Raw genomic sequence first — 16,981 nt, 5'->3', positions numbered from 1 at the left:
AGCGGTCAGCCGGTCAGCGCTTGGCGAGCGGTCAGCGGCTGGGCGATCCGGTCAGCGCTTGGCGTTGCGGGACCAGACGAAGGCGTAGACCCCGAAGGCGGCGATGCCGAGGGCGAGCACGGTCAGCAGGACCGAGCCGAAAGGCTGATCCTTGACCGTGCGGAGCGCGGTGTCGAGGCCGCCCGCCTTCTCCGGGTCGTAGGCGATCGCGGCCCAGGCGACCAGCCCACCGGCGACGATGAAGGCGACGCCCTTGGCGGCGTGCCCGATCTGGCCGAGCAGGATCGTCACCTCGGAGACACCCCCGACCAGGTCCTCGGTGAACTTCTTGGTGACCGCCTTGTAGATCTGACGGACACCGAGGGCAATCACGCCGAGGCCGATCAGCACGATCAGGATCCGGCCGGCGCCGTGCTCCATCAGCTTCGCACTGAGGGTTTGTTTCTTCTCACTGCCGGACCCGCCGGACCCGATCGCGAACTTGGCGGCGGTGATGGCGAGGATCAGGTAGAGGACGCTGCGGCCCGCGGCCGACAGTTTCCGCTCCGTGTCCAGGTGACCGTAGACGACCTGGAGGACGCGCCAGATCACCAGCGCGAACATGCCGATGGCGACGATCCAGAGCAGTACGCCGCCCATCGGCTTGGAGGCCAGTTCCGCGAGTGCGCCCTCGTGTGACGCCTCCTGGGACGACTTCCCCCAGGCGAGTTGCAGGGCGATCCAGGCGACCAGCAGGTGGACCACGCCGTACGCGATCAGTCCGACCGTGATGGCGACGCCATACCACTGACTTTGTCTGGCTTCCTGGGCGGTGTTGCTGCTCATCATGCTCCTCGGGCGGGGAAACGTACCCCCGTCCAGTGCCCAGGAGCGAAACGCTAGGCGGAGACCGGTGCTGTCGCCTCGCGGTCGGACTCTTCGACGTCGCCGTACTCTCCGGCGCGGGCAGCGCGGCGGCCGAGGACCCAGACGTAGAGGATGAAACCGATCTCGGCCAGTACGCCGATGCCGACCCGAACGGCCGTCGGCAGTGCGGACGGCGTGACGAACGCTTCGATGATGCCGGTGACCAGGAGGATCGCGGCCAGGCCGATCGCCATGCCCACGGTGGCACGGCCGGTCTGGGCGAGCGCTTGCATGCGGGTGCGCGGGCCGGGCGCGATCCAGGACCAGCCGAGCCGCAGACCCGCCGCGGAGGCGACGAAGACCGCGGTCAGCTCCAGCAGGCCGTGCGGGGTGATCAGGCCGAAGAAGACGTCCGCCCGGTCGTGGCCGATCATCAGGCCGGCGTTGACGCCCAGGTTGAGCGCGTTGTCCCAGAGGATGAAGATCGACGGGATCAGCAGGATGCCGAGAGCGAGCACGACGGCACTGATCGTGGCGTTGTTGATCCACACCTGGAAGGCGAAGTCCTGGGCCGGGTTCTGCGAGTAGTAGGCGGCGAACTCCTTGTCGACCAGCTCTTGGACCTGCGCCGACGTGAGGATGGAGTCCACCACCTCGGGGTGCGCGATGATCCGCCACGCGGCCCAGGCCGCGACCAGGTAGAACAGCAGGCCGATGGTGAGCCACCAGCGTCTGGACACGTAGAGCGCGGCGGGGAAGCTCACCAGGAAGTACTTGGAGATGTCGCGCCAGACAGGGGCCTGTGCACCAGTCACCGCACCACGTGCGTCGGCGATAAGGCCGGAGAGCCGACCGATGGACACTGGGTCCGCACCGGCGGCTCGGAGCGCGGCCAGGTGCGTGCCGACGCGCTGGTAGAGGGTGACGAGCTCCTCTGCCTCCGCACCGGTCAGACGCCGCTGCCGGCGGGTCAGGTACGCCAGCCGGTCCCACTGCGGCTGGTGCACCGATACGAACGCCTCGACATCCACAGTGGCCCTCCTCCCGGCTCTGGCTCTCCGCGCTGGCAGACTAGCCGGACCTAGTGTCTCGGCAGGAGGGGGGCGACGGAGTGTCTCAGCTGGTCACTGGCGAAGCGGTCGTCCTCCAGGTGCGGATCGCCCGGATGCCGACCCGGGCGCTGGCGTGTGCGATCGACGTGATCCTGCAGGCCATCGTCCTCGGGGTGCTGATCTCGCTGCTGGCCGGGTTCCTGATCGGTGGTGACGCGAGTGAGGCGCTCGCGGTGGCGCTGATTTTCCTGACCGTCCTGGTCGTCGTGATCGGTTACCGGGTGGTGATGGAGACGCTGACCCGCGGCCGGACGCTCGGCAAGATGGTGCTCGGGCTGAAGGTGGTCCGCGACGACGGCAGCTCGATCCGGTTCCGGCACGCGCTGGTGCGGTCCCTGTTCTGGTTCTTCGTCGACTTCGCGCCCTGGTTCGCGGCCTGCCCGGGGATCGTGGCGAGCCTGATGAACAAGCAGGGCAAGCGGATCGGCGACATGGTCTCCGGCACCGTGGTGATCCGCGAGCGGCACCAGCCGATGGCGTCACCGCCGCTGTTCGTCCCCGGTCACCTGGTGCAGTGGGCGCAGTCGCTGGAGCTGTCGAGGCTGTCCGACGAGCTCGCCAACGCGTCCCGCGAGTACCTGGCCCGCTACACCGAACTGCTCCCCGGCGCCAGAGCCGCGCTGGGCGACGCACTCGCCTATCGGGTCAGTCAGGTCACCGCACCCGCCCCTCCGGTGCCGATCGTGGCGCCCGCCTTCCTGTCCGCCGTACTGGCCGAACGCCGCCGCCGTGAGCTGACCCGACTGGCTACCGCCCGCCCAGCCCTCAACACGGGTCCCTTCGGTCCACCCAACCCGTACGCCGTCCCAGCAAGCCCCTACGGGGTCCCGGCCGGTCCCTTCGCTCCGCCTACCCCGTACGGCGCTCTGCCGCCTGTGACCGCCTTGCCGGGCGCGCCTGGCCCATTCCCGGCACCCGCCCCGGCTGCGCCGTACCGGCCCGCCGCCGTGAACCCGCAGGGCTGGGCCGCCCCAGGCAGCAACGAGTCCGGACAGTGGTTCTGACACAGCAGGACGCCCCACCGATTGCTCGGTGGGGCGCCCTTTGTGGGGGGATCAGTAGCGGTAGTGGTCCGACTTGTACGGGCCCTCGACCGGGACGCCGAGGTAGGCGGCCTGTTCCTTCGAGAGCTCGGTGAGCTTGACGCCGAGGGCGTCGAGGTGGAGGCGGGCGACCATCTCGTCGAGGTGCTTGGGCAGGACGTACACCTCGGTCGGGTAGTCGGCCGTCTTCACGAACAGCTCGATCTGGGCCAGCACCTGGTTGGTGAAGGAGTTCGACATCACGAACGACGGGTGGCCGGTCGCGTTGCCCAGGTTCAGCAGGCGGCCCTCGGACAGGATGATCACCGTGTGGCCGTCGGGGAACCGGAACTCGTCCACCTGCGGCTTGATGGTGACCCGCTCGACGCCGTCACGCTTGTACAGGCCGGCCATGTCGATCTCGTTGTCGAAGTGGCCGATGTTGCCGACGATCGCCTGGTGCTTCATCGCCGCCATGTGGTCAGCGGTGATGACGTCCTTGTTGCCGGTGGTGGTGACGAAGATGTCGGCGATCCCGACCACGTCGTCCAGGGTGGTCACCTGGTAGCCGTCCATCGCCGCCTGCAGCGCGCAGATCGGGTCGATCTCGGTGACGATCACCCGGGCGCCCTGACCGCGCAGCGACTCCGCACAGCCCTTGCCGACATCGCCGTACCCGCAGACGACCGCGACCTTGCCGCCGATCAGTACGTCGGTGGCCCGGTTGATGCCGTCGATCAGCGAGTGCCGGCAGCCGTACTTGTTGTCGAACTTCGACTTCGTCACCGAGTCGTTCACGTTGATCGCCGGGAACAGCAGCGCGCCGGCCTTGTGCATCTCGTACAGCCGGTGCACACCGGTGGTGGTCTCCTCGGTCACGCCCTTGATGCCCTGGCCGATGGTGGTCCACAGCTGCGGCTCCTCGCCGAGCGTGCGGGTCAGCAGCTTCAGGACGACGGCGTACTCCTCGGAGTCCGCGGTCGACGGGTCCGGTACGGCGCCGGCCTTCTCGAACTCGGTGCCCTTGTGGACGAGCATCGTCGCGTCGCCACCGTCGTCGAGGATCATGTTCGGGCCCTCACCGCCGGGCCACTTCAGCGCCTGCTCGGTGCACCACCAGTACTCCTCGAGCGTCTCGCCCTTCCAGGCGAAGACGGGGACACCGGCGGGGGCGTCGGCCGTGCCCTCGGGGCCGACGACGACCGCGGCGGCAGCGTGGTCCTGGGTGGAGAAGATGTTGCACGAGACCCAGCGCACCTCGGCACCGAGCGCGGTCAGCGTCTCGATCAGCACCGCGGTCTGGATCGTCATGTGCAGCGAGCCCATGATCCGGGCACCGGCCAGCGGCTTGCTGTCGCCGTACTGCTTGCGCATCGCCATCAGACCGGGCATCTCGTGCTCGGCCAGCCGGATCTCCTTGCGGCCGAACTCGGCCAGCCCGAGGTCCGCCACCTTGTAGTCGAAGGTCATACCGGTTCCGCTCCCCTGAAGACTGTGATTGCTTCCTGCCTGCCAGAGCCTAGAGCGCCGAACCCCACGGTTTGATCGCTCGGGAGGTGTTTCTGACACTGAAATGTCAAGATTAGCGGTATGCGCATCACCGAGGCAGCCCGCCACCTGGGAACCACCCCGCGCATGCTGCGCTACCGAGAGGCCCTCGGCCTCCTCCCGCGCTCACGCCCGGGGCACAACACCCAACGCCAGTACGACGACCGCGACCTGGCCGCGGTCAAGCTCGCTCTCGACCTCGAGCACCGGTACGACGTGACGCCGGCCGCGCTGGCCTTCGCACTCCGGGCCCTGGCCGAACCGTCCGTGGCGGCCGACATCCGCAACCTCGGCTACCGCACCGGCCGCCTCACCACGCCACCCACCCAGTCCGAGATCGACCGCGAGCGGGCATTGCGGTGGCTGGGCCGCTCCGGCGTCCTTCCACCCAGACCGCGTTAGTGCGACGGGGCCTCGGGGACGGCGGGGCGCTCGTCGGGGACGTGGTTCTCCTGGTAGACGTCGGGTTCGAGGTAGATGTGGATCGACATCGGCTCGGCTTCGCGGATGGCGCGTTCGGCGGCGTCGATGGTCTCGGCGACCACGGCGGCGTCGGTGGTCGGCTCGACCCCGACCTTGGCGGCGACCAGGACCTCCTCCGGGCCGAGGTGCAGGGTCTTGATGTGGATCAGCCGCTGCACACCGGGGGTGTTCTCGATCGCGGCGACGATCTTCTGCTGCGACTCCCGGGTCGCGGACTCGCCGAGCAGCAGCGACTTCATCTCGATCGCCAGGAAGATCGCCACGCAGACCAGCAGCGCACCGATCGCCATCGAGCCCAGGCCGTCGTAGATACCGTTGCCGGTGGCAAGGGTCAGGACGACGCCGATCAGCGCCAGGACCAGACCGGTGAGGGCGGCGAAGTCCTCCAGCAGGATGACCGGCAGCTCCGGCGACCGGGCCTGCCGGATGAACTTGGCCCAGCCGACCGGGCCGCGAACCTTGTTCGCCTCGACGATCGCGGTCCGGAACGAGAACGTCTCCATGATGATCGCGGCCACCAGAACGGCGACCGGGACCCACTTCCAGTTGTCGATGCCATGCGGGTCGTGGATCTTGTGCCAGCCCTCGTACAGCGCGAACAGACCGCCGACACTGAACAGCACGATTGCCACGATGAACGAGTAGACGTAGCGCTCCCGGCCGAAGCCGAACTGGTGCAGCTCGTCGGCCTCCCGCCGGGCCCGCTTGCCGCCGACCAGCAGCAGCACCTGGTTGCCGGCGTCGGCGACCGAGTGGATCGCCTCGGCGAGCATGGACGCCGACTGGGTCAGGCCCCAGGCGGCGAACTTGGTGATCGCGATCCCGGTGTTCGCCAGCAATGCCGCGACGACCGCCTTGGTTCCGCCACCAGCCATCTCTCCAGGTCCTCCGTCAACAGTTGGGGGTGATCAGCGCGCGGACACGACGAACGCCGTGCCGGAACCACGCAGGTTACAGGGTCCTTCGGGTCCTGCCGCGAACGCGGACTGACCGGCGGACAACATCACCGCGGACTCGGTGCCCTCAGCACCGACCTCGACGGTTCCGGCCACGCAGCAGACGATCCGCGGGCCCTCACCGGCCACCGTCCGCTGGTCGTCGTCCAGGTCCACCCGGACGATGGCGTAGTACTCACAACCGGTCTCGTACGACGAGATGCCGTCACTCACCGGGGACGCCGTCAGCACCGGGTCGGTCAGCGGTTCGAAGTCGACCACCGAGACCAACTCCGGTACGTCGACGTGCTTGCTGCTGAGGCCGCCGCGCAACACGTTGTCGGAGTTCGCCATCACCTCGAACCCGAGTCCGTGCAGATAGGCGTGCACGTTCCCGGCCGGCAGATAGACGGCGTCGAACCGCTCCAGCCGGACCCGGTTCAGCAGCAAGGCAGCCAGTACGCCGGGGTCGTCGGGGAAGTCCGAGCACAGCCGCAGCAGCGACTCCCGCTCCAGCGCGAAGGCCTCACCGGCGTACCGGTCGATGGCCTCGGCGAGAGCGGCGACCAGCGGGCGGATGCTGTCCCGGTCGCTGCTCATGACCTGCGTGAACGCGTCCTGCAGCTTGCCGTCGCGGAGCAGTTCGGTGAGCTCCTCGAACCCGACCGGCGCGAGCGCGTCCAGCAACGCCACGGTGGTCTCGAGCGGCCGGAACCCGACCAGCGCGTCGAACGGACCGAGGGCGATCAGGATCTCGGGCTTCGGCCAGGCGTCCTTGTAGTTGCGGTCGCCGGCGTCCCGCGGGATCCCGGCGGCCTCGTCCCGTGCGTACCCGTCGATGGCCTGCTCACGAGACGGATGCGCCTGGATCGACAACGGCTGCGCGGCGGCCAGCAGCTTGGCCAGGAACGGGAACCGGCCGTCGAACCGCTCCGCCGTCTCCGCTCCCAGCACGTCGGCCGGCCCGGCGGACACCACGTCGTACAAGGAGTCGCCCGACGGCAGCACGGACGGGGCGGACTCGTGCGCACCCATCCACAACTCGGCCTGCGGCCGCCCGTCCGGCTCCACCCCGGTCAGCTCGGGGATCGCGGTCGGCGAGCCCCAGGCGTAGTCCCGGATGGTGTTCTGCAGCCGAACTACCACGCTGGGTCCTCCGAAGGGTTCTTCGATTCTCCGGGATCCTCGTCGGTCGCCGAACCGTAGCGGCCCAGGCCGATGCCCAGGTACGCCGCGGCGTAGCGGCCGTGCTGGGTGAGAGCGGCGTACCGAGCGATGTCCGTGCCTTCAGCCTGCGTCACCACGTGCACGCGAACGTCGTTGCGCTCTGCCTTCGCCTCCAGCTTGCGGCGGTGCTCGGCGACACCTGGGTCGTCCACACCGTCGTCGAGGATGACCAGGCCGGGCCGCAACTCCTGCGGCTGGTCGAAGGGGTCGGCGAACAGGTCACGCGGCGGCTGGTTGAGCACCGGCAGCAGGTGCCCGGCGTCAGCCGCAAGAGCCGGCCGAGCACTCGCCAGCCGCAGCGCCTCCACCACACGCCGCGCAGCCCGGGCTGCCAGGACAGAGCCACCCCACACCAGCGGCAGCGCGTCCGCCAGCATCAGGGCCATGTCCTTCGCGGGGTTCGACGCAACGTCGTTGTTGGGCGAGCACTCGATCGCCACCTCGTCCAGAAGCTCCGCGACCGCCTTGTGGTCCACCTCCGGACCGAGCTCCATCTGGTGCAGCGCCTGCAGTACGGCGACAGCCGAGGCCAACTGGTCATCGGACTGGGACGGCAGCCGGATGGCGTGCCGCGAGCCGGCAGAAGCCCGCGCAACCGGGGAGTCCGGAGGGGAGGCCACCATCAGGCCGCAGCCACGACGCTCGGCCTCTGACGCGGCGGACACCGAGTCGGAGTCCTCAGTGGTCCCGCTGAGAACGATCACCAGGTCCAGCGGCCCGGCCCACCCCGGCAGTCCGGGGCCGGGCCAGGCGACGAACGGGACCGGACAGACCGGCTCCAGGATGGCCCGGACCAGCCGGGCGTCCCGGCCGGCGGCCAGCACCGCGCGCGGCCGGAAGCCGTCGGTGTCGACCTTGGCCAGTGACTCCTCGGCCGCGTCCAGTTCGGCCCGGACCCGGGCACCGGCCATCGCCAGCCGCCGGAGCAGGTGATCCGCCGCCCGCAGTGCGGCCAGGTCGTCCAGCCGCGAGTCGTCGAAGGAACTCATCAGTCGACCGAGGCCTCTTTCGTGTCCCGCGCCTCGTCGATCAGCAGGACCGGGATGTCGTCGCGGACCGGGTAGGCCAGCGCGCAGGCGCCGTTCGTGCAGATCAGTTCATTCGCCTCGTCGTCCACCCGGAACTCCGACCGGCACTTGGGGCAGACCAGGATGCTGAGCAGGTCCGGGTCCAGATTGACTGCCATTCAGTTCTCCTCCACCGATGCACCGGTGATCAGGGCCAGTACTTCGTCACGGACGCGTTCCATCGTGGCCCGGTCCTCCGCCTCGACGTTCAGCCGCAGCAGCGGTTCGGTGTTCGACGCACGAACGTTGAACCACCACTGTCCCGCCGACACGGTCAGACCGTCCAGATGGTCAACGGTAATCCCGTCCCGGCCGCCGTAGGTGTCTTCGATCGCCGCGACCGTGGCCGCGGCGTCGTCGACCTTGTTGTTCAGCTCGCCGGACGCGACGTACCGCTCGTAGTCGGCGAACCGCTCACTGGCCGGCTTGTCCTGCTCACCGAGCGCTGCCAGCACGTGCAGTGCGGCCAGCATGCCGGTGTCGGCCCGCCAGAAGTCCCGGAAGTAGTAGTGGGCGGAGTGCTCACCGCCGAACACCGCGTCGGTCTCGGCCATCTTCTGCTTGATGTACGAGTGCCCGACCCGGGCCCGGACCGGTGTCCCGCCGTGCTCGGTGATCAGCTCGGGCACGGCCTTGGAAGTGATCAGGTTGTGGATGACGGCCGAGCCGGGGTGCTTGGCCAGCTCCCGGACCGCGACCGCGCCGGTGATCGCGCTCGGCGAGATCGGGTCGCCCTTCTCGTCCACCACGAAGCAGCGGTCCGCGTCACCGTCGAAGGCCAGGCCGAGATCGGCGCCGACCGCACGGACCTTGGCCTGCACGTCGACCAGGTTCTTCGGGTCCAGCGGGTTCGCCTCGTGGTTGGGGAAGTTCCCGTCCAGCTCGAAGTACAGCGGGATGATCTCGACCGGGCCGGAGGCGAACACGGCCGGGACGGTGTAGCCGCCCATCCCGTTGCCGGCGTCCACGACGACCTTGAGCGGACGGATGCCGCTGAGGTCGACCAGGTCGTGCAGGTGGTCGGCGTACGCGGTGAGCAGGTTCTTGTGCGTCACCTTGCCCGGTACGGCGCCGGTCGCCGGGCCCTCGGTGAGTGCCTTCGCGACCAGGTCGGCGATCTCGCGCAGACCGGAGTCCGAGCCGACCGGAGCGGCACCGACACGGCACATCTTGATGCCGTTGTACTGCGCCGGGTTGTGGCTCGCGGTGAACATCGCGCCGGGCAGTTGCAGCCGCCCGGAGGCGAAGTACAGCTGGTCGGTGGAGGCCAGGCCGATGTCGATCACATCAGCACCGGTGCTGGTCACCCCCTCGGCGAACGCGGCCGCCAGGGCCGGGCTGGACGGCCGCATGTCGTAGCCGACCACGACCGCCCCCGGAGACGCGAGGACGTCCAGGACCTCGACGAAGGCCGCACCGGTCGCCCGGGCCACCGACTCGTCCAGTTGGTCCGGGACGAGCCCACGTACGTCGTACGCCTTGAAGATCGCAGCAACGTCAACCATGCGTGGACCCTATCCGGCCCACCCGCAAACCTGTATTTCAGGTGACGCTGCCCCCCTCGGTCCGTATCTTCGGGCCTGGTCACCGACCGGGGTGGCCTGGCGGCTGGGGGGTGGCCAGTGATGTTCTTGCGGCAGGCTCTGCGGTACCGGTGGTCCCAAGCCCTGGTCCTGGCCGGCGTCAGCATGTTGATCGGCACGTGCGCCGCGTTCGCGCCCTGGTTCGCCCGGGCGGTCGAACAGACGGTCGCCACCGAGACCCTGACCCGCCAGTGGAACGCGGCGGCCTGGCAGCTCGATGCGGCCCCTCCGACGGCGGTCTCCGGACCGACCGATCCGACCCCGCCGGAGGATCTGGCCCAGCTCGTCCCAGCTGACCTGAAGCCGTTGTTCACCCCGCCGTCGTACGGACTGACCGTCGGCGTCACCTGGGGCCTCGGCAAGGAGAAGCCGACGATCGGGGGCCGGCTGGTCTGGCGGGACGGCTACTGTGCCCAACTCGTACTGACCGCCGGCCGGTGCCCCCGCGACCGCGGTGAAGTGGTCGCGTCGACAGCGGACGCGAAGAACTTCGGCGCGACGCTCGGGGCGACGATCAAGGCCGAGACCAGCAGCTACGCGGGCGGACTGCGCGTGGTCGGGGTCTACCAGGCGGACGACCAGGCCACCTACTGGTTCGGCCGCGGACCGACCGGCCACTCGAGGCCGGCCAGCGAGAGCAGACCGGCTGAGGCCGACTTCCTGCTCACCGAGCGCGGCACGTTCTCCGAGGGGAGATGGGGCTACCACTCGACGCTGGACACCCGCCCACAGCCGGGGAGCGCGCGAGTCGGCGACCTGGACCGGATCCGGCAGGTGACCGATCAGCTCGAAGGCCGGATCTCCGAGCTCGGCCTCGACGCCAGGAACAACTCCGGGTTGATCGATGTCATCGACGGGATCCAGGCGGAACGCCGGCAGGCCGGCACGATCATCCCGTTGGTGATGGTGCAGGTGGCTCTGTTCGGTGTGGTCGTGCTGGGCCTGGCGCTGGCCGCGGTGGTCGACCAGCGCCGCCCGGAACTGGCTGTCGCGCGACTGCGCGGGTCGGGCGCCGGCCGGATCGGCCGGGCACTGGCCGTCGAGCTGAGCGTGCCCGTGCTGCTCGGTACGTCGGTCGGCGCGGCCACCGGCTTCCTCCTGCTCCTCGCGGTGCGGGCCGTCTGGCTGGACGGAGCAGCGCCGATGGAGGTGCCGTGGACGGTTCCGGCCGCGGCCGCGCTGGCGGCTCTGGCCGGGCTGGCGGTTGTCGCGCTGTCGATTCGTGCTGTCGTCCGCCAGCCGATCTCGAGCCTCCTCCGGCGGATCCCACCCCGTCGACGGCACCGAACCATCGGGCTGATCGATCTCACCGTCATCGTCCTCGCCTCCGCCGGACTGGTGAGCGGACTGACCAGTGGTGGACGAGGTCCGTTGCCGGTCCTGACCCCGACCTTGCTCGCGCTGGCCGCCGGCCTGGCTTTCGCCCATCTGCTGCTGCCGGCGGCCGGGCTGGTGAGCCGGTACGCGCTGCGCAAGGGGCGTCTCGGTCTCGCGCTCGGCGCTCTGCAGGTGTCCCGGCGTCCGGCCGTGACTCGACTCGTCGCCGTCGTCGCGGTAGCCACCGGCTTGGTGTCGTTCGCCGGTCAGGCCGCTTCGGTCGCTGATCGCAACAGGGAGACCCGGGCCGGCTACGAGACCGGTGCCGAGGCCGTCCTGGCCGCGGACACCAGCAACCTCGGCGACTTCACCGCCGCGATCGACAAGGTCGATCCGGACCGTCGGTGGCTGACCCCCGTCGTTCTTTCTCAGCCGCCCTCCACCGAGAGCCTGCGCGCCGTGCTGATCGAGCCGGACAGCTATCGGCGGATCGCCTTCCACGGCGACGAACTCACCGACGCCGAGGGCTTCCGCAACCTCCAGGCGCCCACGCAGCCGAGTCCGATCGAGCTGCGCGGTGACCGGCTGACGGTGACCGCGGACCTCGGTGCGATGAAGCCGTACGTGCCGCCTGCGAGTGAGGGCGTGGTTCCGCCGGCCGACGAGCAGGCGAGGTCTGTGGTCCTGCAAGCGACGGTGATCAATCAGCGCCTAGGCGCGCGCTACCTGGTCCGCTTCCCACCGATTCCGTTGCGCGCCGGCCGGCCGGTCCGGCTGAGTACGCCGATCGACTGCCGGCCGTCCTGCCGCCTGATCCGGCTCGGGGTGGCCCGCGAGGTCGGTGACTCCGTGGGCGTCAAGGGCGAGCTCGCGATCAGCCAACTGGCGACCGACACCCAGCCATCGATACCGCTGGGCCGGGCGCAGGACTGGGTGAGCGGCCCACAGACGGGAGCGGACAACCAGGGCAGCATCGAGGCCGGGGACCGGCCGAACGGGCTGACGCTCACGGTGGCCAGTGTCGGCGGCGACCAGAATCTCCAGCACGCCGCCATCCCCACGCCGGTACCGGCGCTGGTGAGTCCGGACTTCTCCGTCAGCGAGGTCCAGACCGTGCCCGGCCTCGACGGGCTGTCGATCCCGGTCCGCAAGCTCGACGGCCTGCAGACTCCGATGCCGCGCCACACCGAGCGCGTCGCCGTCCTCGACCTGGAGACCGTCCGCCGGCTCGGTGGCAGCGTCGACGACACCTCGACCGACTTCGAGCTCTGGCTCAACGCCGACGGGCTCGCGAACGTCGACACGATCATCGCGGACCTCACCGCGGCCGGAATCACCCCCACCCTCGTCGATCGGCAGTCCGACCGCATCGCGGGGTACGGGCGCTCCGCCAGCGCACTCGCGCTCCAGCTCACTCCGATCGTCGGACTCGCCAGCTGGGCCCTCGCAATCATCGTGCTGCTGCTGATGGGGGTCAGCTCCTGGCGATCCCGGGCCCAGGACTACGCGAGTCTGCGCATCAACGGCGTACCGGCGACCACGACCGGCGGCGCGGCGCGCTGGGAACACACCGGACCGGTCGCGCTGGCAGCGCTGCTCGGGTCGGCCTGCGGCGTCGTCGGCGCCCACATCGCGCTACCGATGTTTCCGCTCTTCGCCGAGACCTCCGAACCGTCGCCGGTTCCACTCGACCTGGCGATCAACTGGCCCGGAGCAGTGATCCTCTGGCTGGCCGGCACCGTGGTCCTGACCGCGACCACGTTGGTCCTGGGCACCACTGTGAACCGGCGGGCGGGCTACAGCCGGATCCGGGAGGAGCTGTCATGAGTGGACTCGCGATCAGCACCAGCGGCCTGGTCCACATCTACCGCAGCCAAGGCCATGACGTCGCTGCCCTGTCGGGGATTGGCATCACCGTGCGGCCCGGCGAGCTTGTCGGTCTCCTGGGCCCGTCCGGGGCCGGCAAGTCGACACTGCTTCAACTCTGTGGTGGTTTGCTGACGCCGAGCGCCGGGCGCCTGCAGATCGGCGAGCACAACCTGGCCACGATGACCGAGCCGGAGCTCGACCGGATGCGCGCGCGTGACGTCGGCATCGTGTTGCAGGGCGCCGGGCGCAACCTCGTCCCCTACCTGTCACCGGTGGACAACGTCCGGTACGCACAGCGCGCCGCGTCTCGTGATCCGTCCCTGCCGAAGCCGGAGGAAGTGCTCGAACTGGTCGGTCTGACCGACCAGGCCCGCAGTCCGCTGCCGTCGCTGACGCCCGGGCAGATCCAGCTCTGCGCCGTGGCAGTGGGGATCGCCACGTTCCCCGGCCTGCTACTGGCCGACGAGCCGACCAGCCAACTGGACCACCGGGCCCGGGACGAGGTCCTGGCCGCGATCTCGACGATCAACGCGAGCACCGGCATGACAGTGCTGCTGATCACCCACGACCCCGAGGTCGCCGCGGTGCTCCCCCGCACGATCACCATCCGCGACGGGCGGATCGCGTCCGAAGGGCGCAGCGGCGAGGAGTTCGCGGTCGTCGCCACCGACGGGTCGTTGCCGCTGCCGCCGCACGTCGCCGAACTGTTGCCACCCGGAACCCTGCTCCGCGTCACCACCACCGAGGCCGGCGAGGTTCGCCTGAGCCCGATCCAGCAAGAAGGTCAGTCGTGATCACGGTCACCAACCTCACCGTCGCGTACGACGAACTGGTCGCCGTCGCGGACGTGTCCCTGCGCGTGCCGCCCGGGTTCGTCCTCGCGGTCAGCGGGCCGTCCGGAGCCGGCAAGAGCTCGCTGCTGTGGGCCATCGCCGGCGCCGTTCCGGCGAAGTCCGGCCTGGTCGAGGTGGACGGCCTGACGATCAGCGACCGGCCCGCGGCGGCGGCGCACGGCGTCGTACTGATCCCACAGGGCAACGGCCTGGCCCGGGTGCTGACCGCCCGGGAAAACCTCTCCCTGCCACTTCTTGCCAAACGCAACGAACCGGAAGCCGTCGACCGCCACGTCGAGCAGGCACTTGTCGACGTCGGGCTCCAGGACAGCGGCGACCACCTGGTCGAGGAACTCTCCGGCGGCGAGCAGCAACGCATCGCCGTCGCGCGCGGCCTCGCCCAGCAGGGTCGTGCCATCCTCGCCGACGAGTCGACCAGCGAACTCGACGGCACGAACCGTGAACGAGTCCTCGACCTGCTCCGCCGCGAAGCCCGCCGAGGGGCCGCGGTGATCATCGCCACCCACGACCCGAACGTCGCGGCCGGCGCCGACGGCCACGCCACCATGGACGAAGGCCACCTGACCTGGCAGCGGCGCCTCTGAGCGGCCTGCGCTCAGAGGCGCCGCTGAGCGGCGGTCTCAGGCCTGGTCGAACCAGCCCGGAGTCTTGCGGTGGTGGACCTCCGGGAGCTGCCGCGGGCTGGTCGGAGCGGCCCAGCCGACCGCGTTGGCGATGATCTGCTGCACCTCCGGCTGGTGGTACGTCGGGTACTCCTGGTCGCCGGGGCGGAAGTAGAAGACCCGGCCCTGACCGCGGCGGTAGCAGCAGCCGGAGCGGAACACCTCGCCGCCGGAGAACGAGCTGACGAACACCAGCTCGTCCGGCTGCGGGATGTCGAACAGCTCGCCGTACATCTCCTCGCGCTCGATCACCAGCGGGTGCGGGACGCCCTGGGCGATCGGGTGACCGGCGGCCACGGTCCAGAGCAGCTCGCGGTCGTTGTCGGACCGCCAGTCGAGGGAGCAGGTGGTACCCATCAGCCGGATGAAGATCTTGCTGAAGTGCGCCGAGTGCAGCGCGATCAGGCCCATCCCGGACAGCACGTGCCGCTGCACCCGCTCGACGACCGCGTCGTCGACGTCACCGTGTGCCGCGTGCCCCCACCAGGTGAGTACGTCGGTCTCGGCCAGGACCTCCTCGGTCAGACCGTGCTCGGGCTGCTGCAGCCACGCCGTCCGGACCACCACGTTGTCGCCGAGCTTGGCGCGCACCGCGGCCGCGATCGTCTCGTGCATGGTGTCGGGATAGACCTTCTGCACCGAGGCGTCGCGCTGGTCGTGCACGTTCTCGCCCCACACGGTGACGCGAATCGGATCAGTCATGGAGAACAACCTCTCGTCCCGCCTTCGCCGAGGCGTAGCAGGCGTCGATGACCTCGGTCCGGAGCAACGCTTCGGACCCGTTGTGTGCGGCCCAGTCGCCGCTGCGGACGATCTTGACGAACTCCTGCACCACCGCGCGGTGGCCGAGCCCGGCGCCGGTGGCCGGCTTCACCTCGGCCGGGACACCGCCGACATCGGTGAAGATCCGCAGTGTGTCCTCGGTGGTGTAGTTCTGCACCTCGATCTTGGCGCCGCCCTCGGTACCGAACAGCTCGATGCCGAAGTTGTCGCCCGGCGCGCGGTAGGTGGCCCAACTGGTCTCCAGCTGCAGCGCGCCGCCGCCCTCCAGCCGCAGGTACGCCGTGGCCAGGTCCTCCACCTCGAACGCCGACCCGAGCGTGTTCGCGTTCGGGTCGCGGCTGCCCTTGCCGCGCGGGCCGAGCTCGGCGAAGGTGTTCGCGCTGACGGTGGTGACCTGCGGCTCGCCCAGCAGATGCAGGGCCAGGTCGAGGATGTGGACACCGAGGTCGATCAGCGGACCGCCGCCGGACAGCTCGCGGTTGGTGAACCAGCCGCCCATGCCCGGGATGCCGTTGCGGCGCATCCAGTGCGCCTTCGCGTAGTACAGCCGGCCCAGCTGGCCCTCGTCGATCTGGTGCTTCAGCGCCGCGACGTCGCCGCGCTCCCGGTGGTTGAAGATGACCTTCAGCACCTTGCCGGCCTTCTTCGAGGCCTCGACCATCGCGGTGCCCTCGGCCACCGTCCGGGCCAGCGGCTTCTCGCAGAGGACGTGCAGGCCCTTCTCCAGTGCCTTCAGGGCGATCGGGGCGTGCAGCTGGGTCGGCGTACCGATGCTGACCGCTTCCAGGCCCTCGGTCTCGAGCAGGTCCTCCCACTTCTCGTACAGGTGCGGAACCCCGTGCTTCTCGCCGAGGCTGGTCAGCGTGTCCTTCTCCAGACCGGCCAGGGCGACCACCTCGACGTCCGGCAACTCCGAGAACGCCTCGAGCGCCGTACGCCCGGCGAAGCCCAGTCCGACCACTCCGACGCGCAGTTTTTGATCGTTCACACTCCCGATCCTCTCGCAATGACAACGAAGGTCACAAACCGCTTCCCACAGTACGGAACAGGTTCGAACACCAGTGGATCGGGTGGTTCCATAGGCGTGTCATGAGGTCATGGGCCCTCCCGGCCTGGACTGAGGAGCGCAGGGAGCGAAGCGACCGGAGCGACGAGGGAAGGTCGGGAGCCAGGGGCCCAGGACCGCGCCGGCGCCGAAGGCCCGGCAATTCAACACAGCTAGTCGTCGTCGGAGTCGAACTCGGGGTCGATCTGCTCCGGCGACAGCGCCAGTACGTCGGCCAGCTCGAGCACCAGCGCGGACCGGACCAGCCAGGCCAGGCTGGTGCCGGACCGCTCGGCCCGCAGCTCGATCGGGCGGCGGAAGACCACGATCCGGTACGGCTCGTGCGACGTACCGCCGGTGGAGTGGGTGAGCGGGATCTCGACCGCGTCGAGGTCGAGGTTCGGCACGTCCTCGATGGCGAACTCGACCCGGGCGACGACCTGCGGCAGCCGCTTCTCCAGCCGGGTCACCTCGATCGCGACCACCTCGTCGAACTGGGCCGCGGCGGATCGCTGCAGCGGCAGTCCACGCGGCGCGAACCTGCTCGGCCGGCTGATCGGGCCGAGCATGCCGCGGCCGTGGCGGTCTATGTGCCTGCGATGACGGCGAGCCTCGGTCACGCGCTCAG

16 protein-coding genes are annotated in these 16,981 nt (G+C 69.7%); 5 read left to right on the top strand and 11 right to left on the bottom strand.

What is annotated here, in order from left to right:
- Positions 1-51: 51 nt before the first annotated feature.
- Both ACGFIF_RS14100 and ACGFIF_RS14095 read right to left on the bottom strand, forming a co-directional pair.
- On the bottom strand, positions 52-825 hold the full coding sequence (locus ACGFIF_RS14100) for a DUF1206 domain-containing protein (protein ID WP_393154654.1): 774 nt from the start codon (positions 823-825) through the stop codon (positions 52-54).
- A 53-nt stretch (positions 826-878) separates the two neighbouring features.
- Entirely contained in the window at positions 879-1,877 is a 999-nt protein-coding gene (locus ACGFIF_RS14095) for a stage II sporulation protein M (RefSeq protein ID WP_393154653.1), read from the bottom strand.
- An 80-nt stretch (positions 1,878-1,957) separates the two neighbouring features.
- Here ACGFIF_RS14095 and ACGFIF_RS14090 point away from each other — a divergent pair, with 80 nt between their 5' ends.
- Positions 1,958-2,962 carry an RDD family protein gene (locus tag ACGFIF_RS14090; RefSeq protein ID WP_393154652.1) on the top strand — a complete coding sequence of 335 codons (1,005 nt, stop codon included), beginning with the start codon at positions 1,958-1,960 and terminating at the stop codon, positions 2,960-2,962.
- A gap of 51 nt (positions 2,963-3,013) precedes the next feature.
- Here the strand turns inward: ACGFIF_RS14090 and ahcY are convergent, their stop codons facing one another.
- Positions 3,014-4,450, bottom strand: a complete 1,437-nt coding sequence (ahcY, locus tag ACGFIF_RS14085) for an adenosylhomocysteinase (protein ID WP_393154651.1) — start codon at positions 4,448-4,450, stop codon at positions 3,014-3,016.
- A gap of 120 nt (positions 4,451-4,570) precedes the next feature.
- On the opposite strand from ahcY, the gene ACGFIF_RS14080 reads away from it, so the two are divergent.
- Positions 4,571-4,930, top strand: a complete 360-nt coding sequence (locus ACGFIF_RS14080) for a MerR family transcriptional regulator (protein WP_337005270.1) — start codon at positions 4,571-4,573, stop codon at positions 4,928-4,930.
- Here the strand turns inward: ACGFIF_RS14080 and ACGFIF_RS14075 are convergent.
- From ACGFIF_RS14075 to ACGFIF_RS14055, 5 genes are read right to left on the bottom strand one after another with little or no spacing between them, the layout of a single operon-like run.
- Positions 4,927-5,886, bottom strand: coding sequence for a cation diffusion facilitator family transporter (locus tag ACGFIF_RS14075; RefSeq protein WP_393154650.1), 960 nt, complete (start codon positions 5,884-5,886; stop codon positions 4,927-4,929). The genes ACGFIF_RS14080 and ACGFIF_RS14075 overlap by 4 nt on opposite strands.
- 33 nt (positions 5,887-5,919) lie before the next feature.
- The gene (gene manA / locus ACGFIF_RS14070) at positions 5,920-7,092 is read right to left on the bottom strand and encodes a mannose-6-phosphate isomerase, class I (RefSeq protein WP_393154649.1); all 1,173 of its coding nucleotides are present in this window, start codon (positions 7,090-7,092) and stop codon (positions 5,920-5,922) included.
- Positions 7,086-8,162 (bottom strand): SIS domain-containing protein, encoded by a 1,077-nt coding sequence (locus ACGFIF_RS14065; RefSeq protein WP_393154648.1) that lies wholly within the window; start codon positions 8,160-8,162, stop codon positions 7,086-7,088. Before ACGFIF_RS14065 ends, manA begins: the two co-directional genes overlap by 7 nt.
- Entirely contained in the window at positions 8,162-8,359 is a 198-nt protein-coding gene (locus tag ACGFIF_RS14060; protein WP_393154647.1) for a Trm112 family protein, read from the bottom strand. Before ACGFIF_RS14060 ends, ACGFIF_RS14065 begins: the two co-directional genes overlap by 1 nt.
- Positions 8,360-9,745, bottom strand: a complete 1,386-nt coding sequence (locus ACGFIF_RS14055; protein WP_393154646.1) for a phosphomannomutase/phosphoglucomutase — start codon at positions 9,743-9,745, stop codon at positions 8,360-8,362. It lies immediately after the preceding gene.
- A gap of 120 nt (positions 9,746-9,865) precedes the next feature.
- Between ACGFIF_RS14055 and ACGFIF_RS14050 the strand changes: the two genes are divergently transcribed.
- From ACGFIF_RS14050 to ACGFIF_RS14040, 3 genes are read left to right on the top strand one after another with little or no spacing between them, the layout of a single operon-like run.
- Complete coding sequence (locus tag ACGFIF_RS14050; protein ID WP_393154645.1) at positions 9,866-12,967, top strand: FtsX-like permease family protein; 3,102 nt, start codon at positions 9,866-9,868, stop codon at positions 12,965-12,967.
- Positions 12,964-13,803, top strand: a complete 840-nt coding sequence (locus tag ACGFIF_RS14045) for an ABC transporter ATP-binding protein (protein WP_393154644.1) — start codon at positions 12,964-12,966, stop codon at positions 13,801-13,803. Before ACGFIF_RS14050 ends, ACGFIF_RS14045 begins: the two co-directional genes overlap by 4 nt.
- Positions 13,800-14,447, top strand: coding sequence for an ABC transporter ATP-binding protein (locus tag ACGFIF_RS14040; RefSeq protein ID WP_393154643.1), 648 nt, complete (start codon positions 13,800-13,802; stop codon positions 14,445-14,447). Before ACGFIF_RS14045 ends, ACGFIF_RS14040 begins: the two co-directional genes overlap by 4 nt.
- A gap of 36 nt (positions 14,448-14,483) precedes the next feature.
- Here the strand turns inward: ACGFIF_RS14040 and ACGFIF_RS14035 are convergent, their stop codons facing one another.
- From ACGFIF_RS14035 to ACGFIF_RS14025, 3 genes are all read right to left on the bottom strand, one after another.
- Entirely contained in the window at positions 14,484-15,227 is a 744-nt protein-coding gene (locus ACGFIF_RS14035) for a ThuA domain-containing protein (RefSeq protein ID WP_393154642.1), read from the bottom strand.
- A complete protein-coding gene (locus tag ACGFIF_RS14030; RefSeq protein WP_393154641.1) occupies positions 15,220-16,296 on the bottom strand; it encodes a Gfo/Idh/MocA family protein in 1,077 nt (358 codons plus the stop codon). Before ACGFIF_RS14030 ends, ACGFIF_RS14035 begins: the two co-directional genes overlap by 8 nt.
- A gap of 230 nt (positions 16,297-16,526) precedes the next feature.
- Positions 16,527-16,973 carry a metallopeptidase family protein gene (locus ACGFIF_RS14025; protein ID WP_393154640.1) on the bottom strand — a complete coding sequence of 149 codons (447 nt, stop codon included), beginning with the start codon at positions 16,971-16,973 and terminating at the stop codon, positions 16,527-16,529.
- Between the last annotated feature and the right edge of the window lie 8 nt (positions 16,974-16,981).

The sequence above is a fragment of the Kribbella sp. NPDC049174 genome (assembly GCF_043197365.1).
Taxonomy (GTDB): Bacteria; Actinomycetota; Actinomycetes; order Propionibacteriales; family Kribbellaceae; genus Kribbella.
This window is presented reverse-complemented; position numbering and strand designations above follow the sequence as displayed.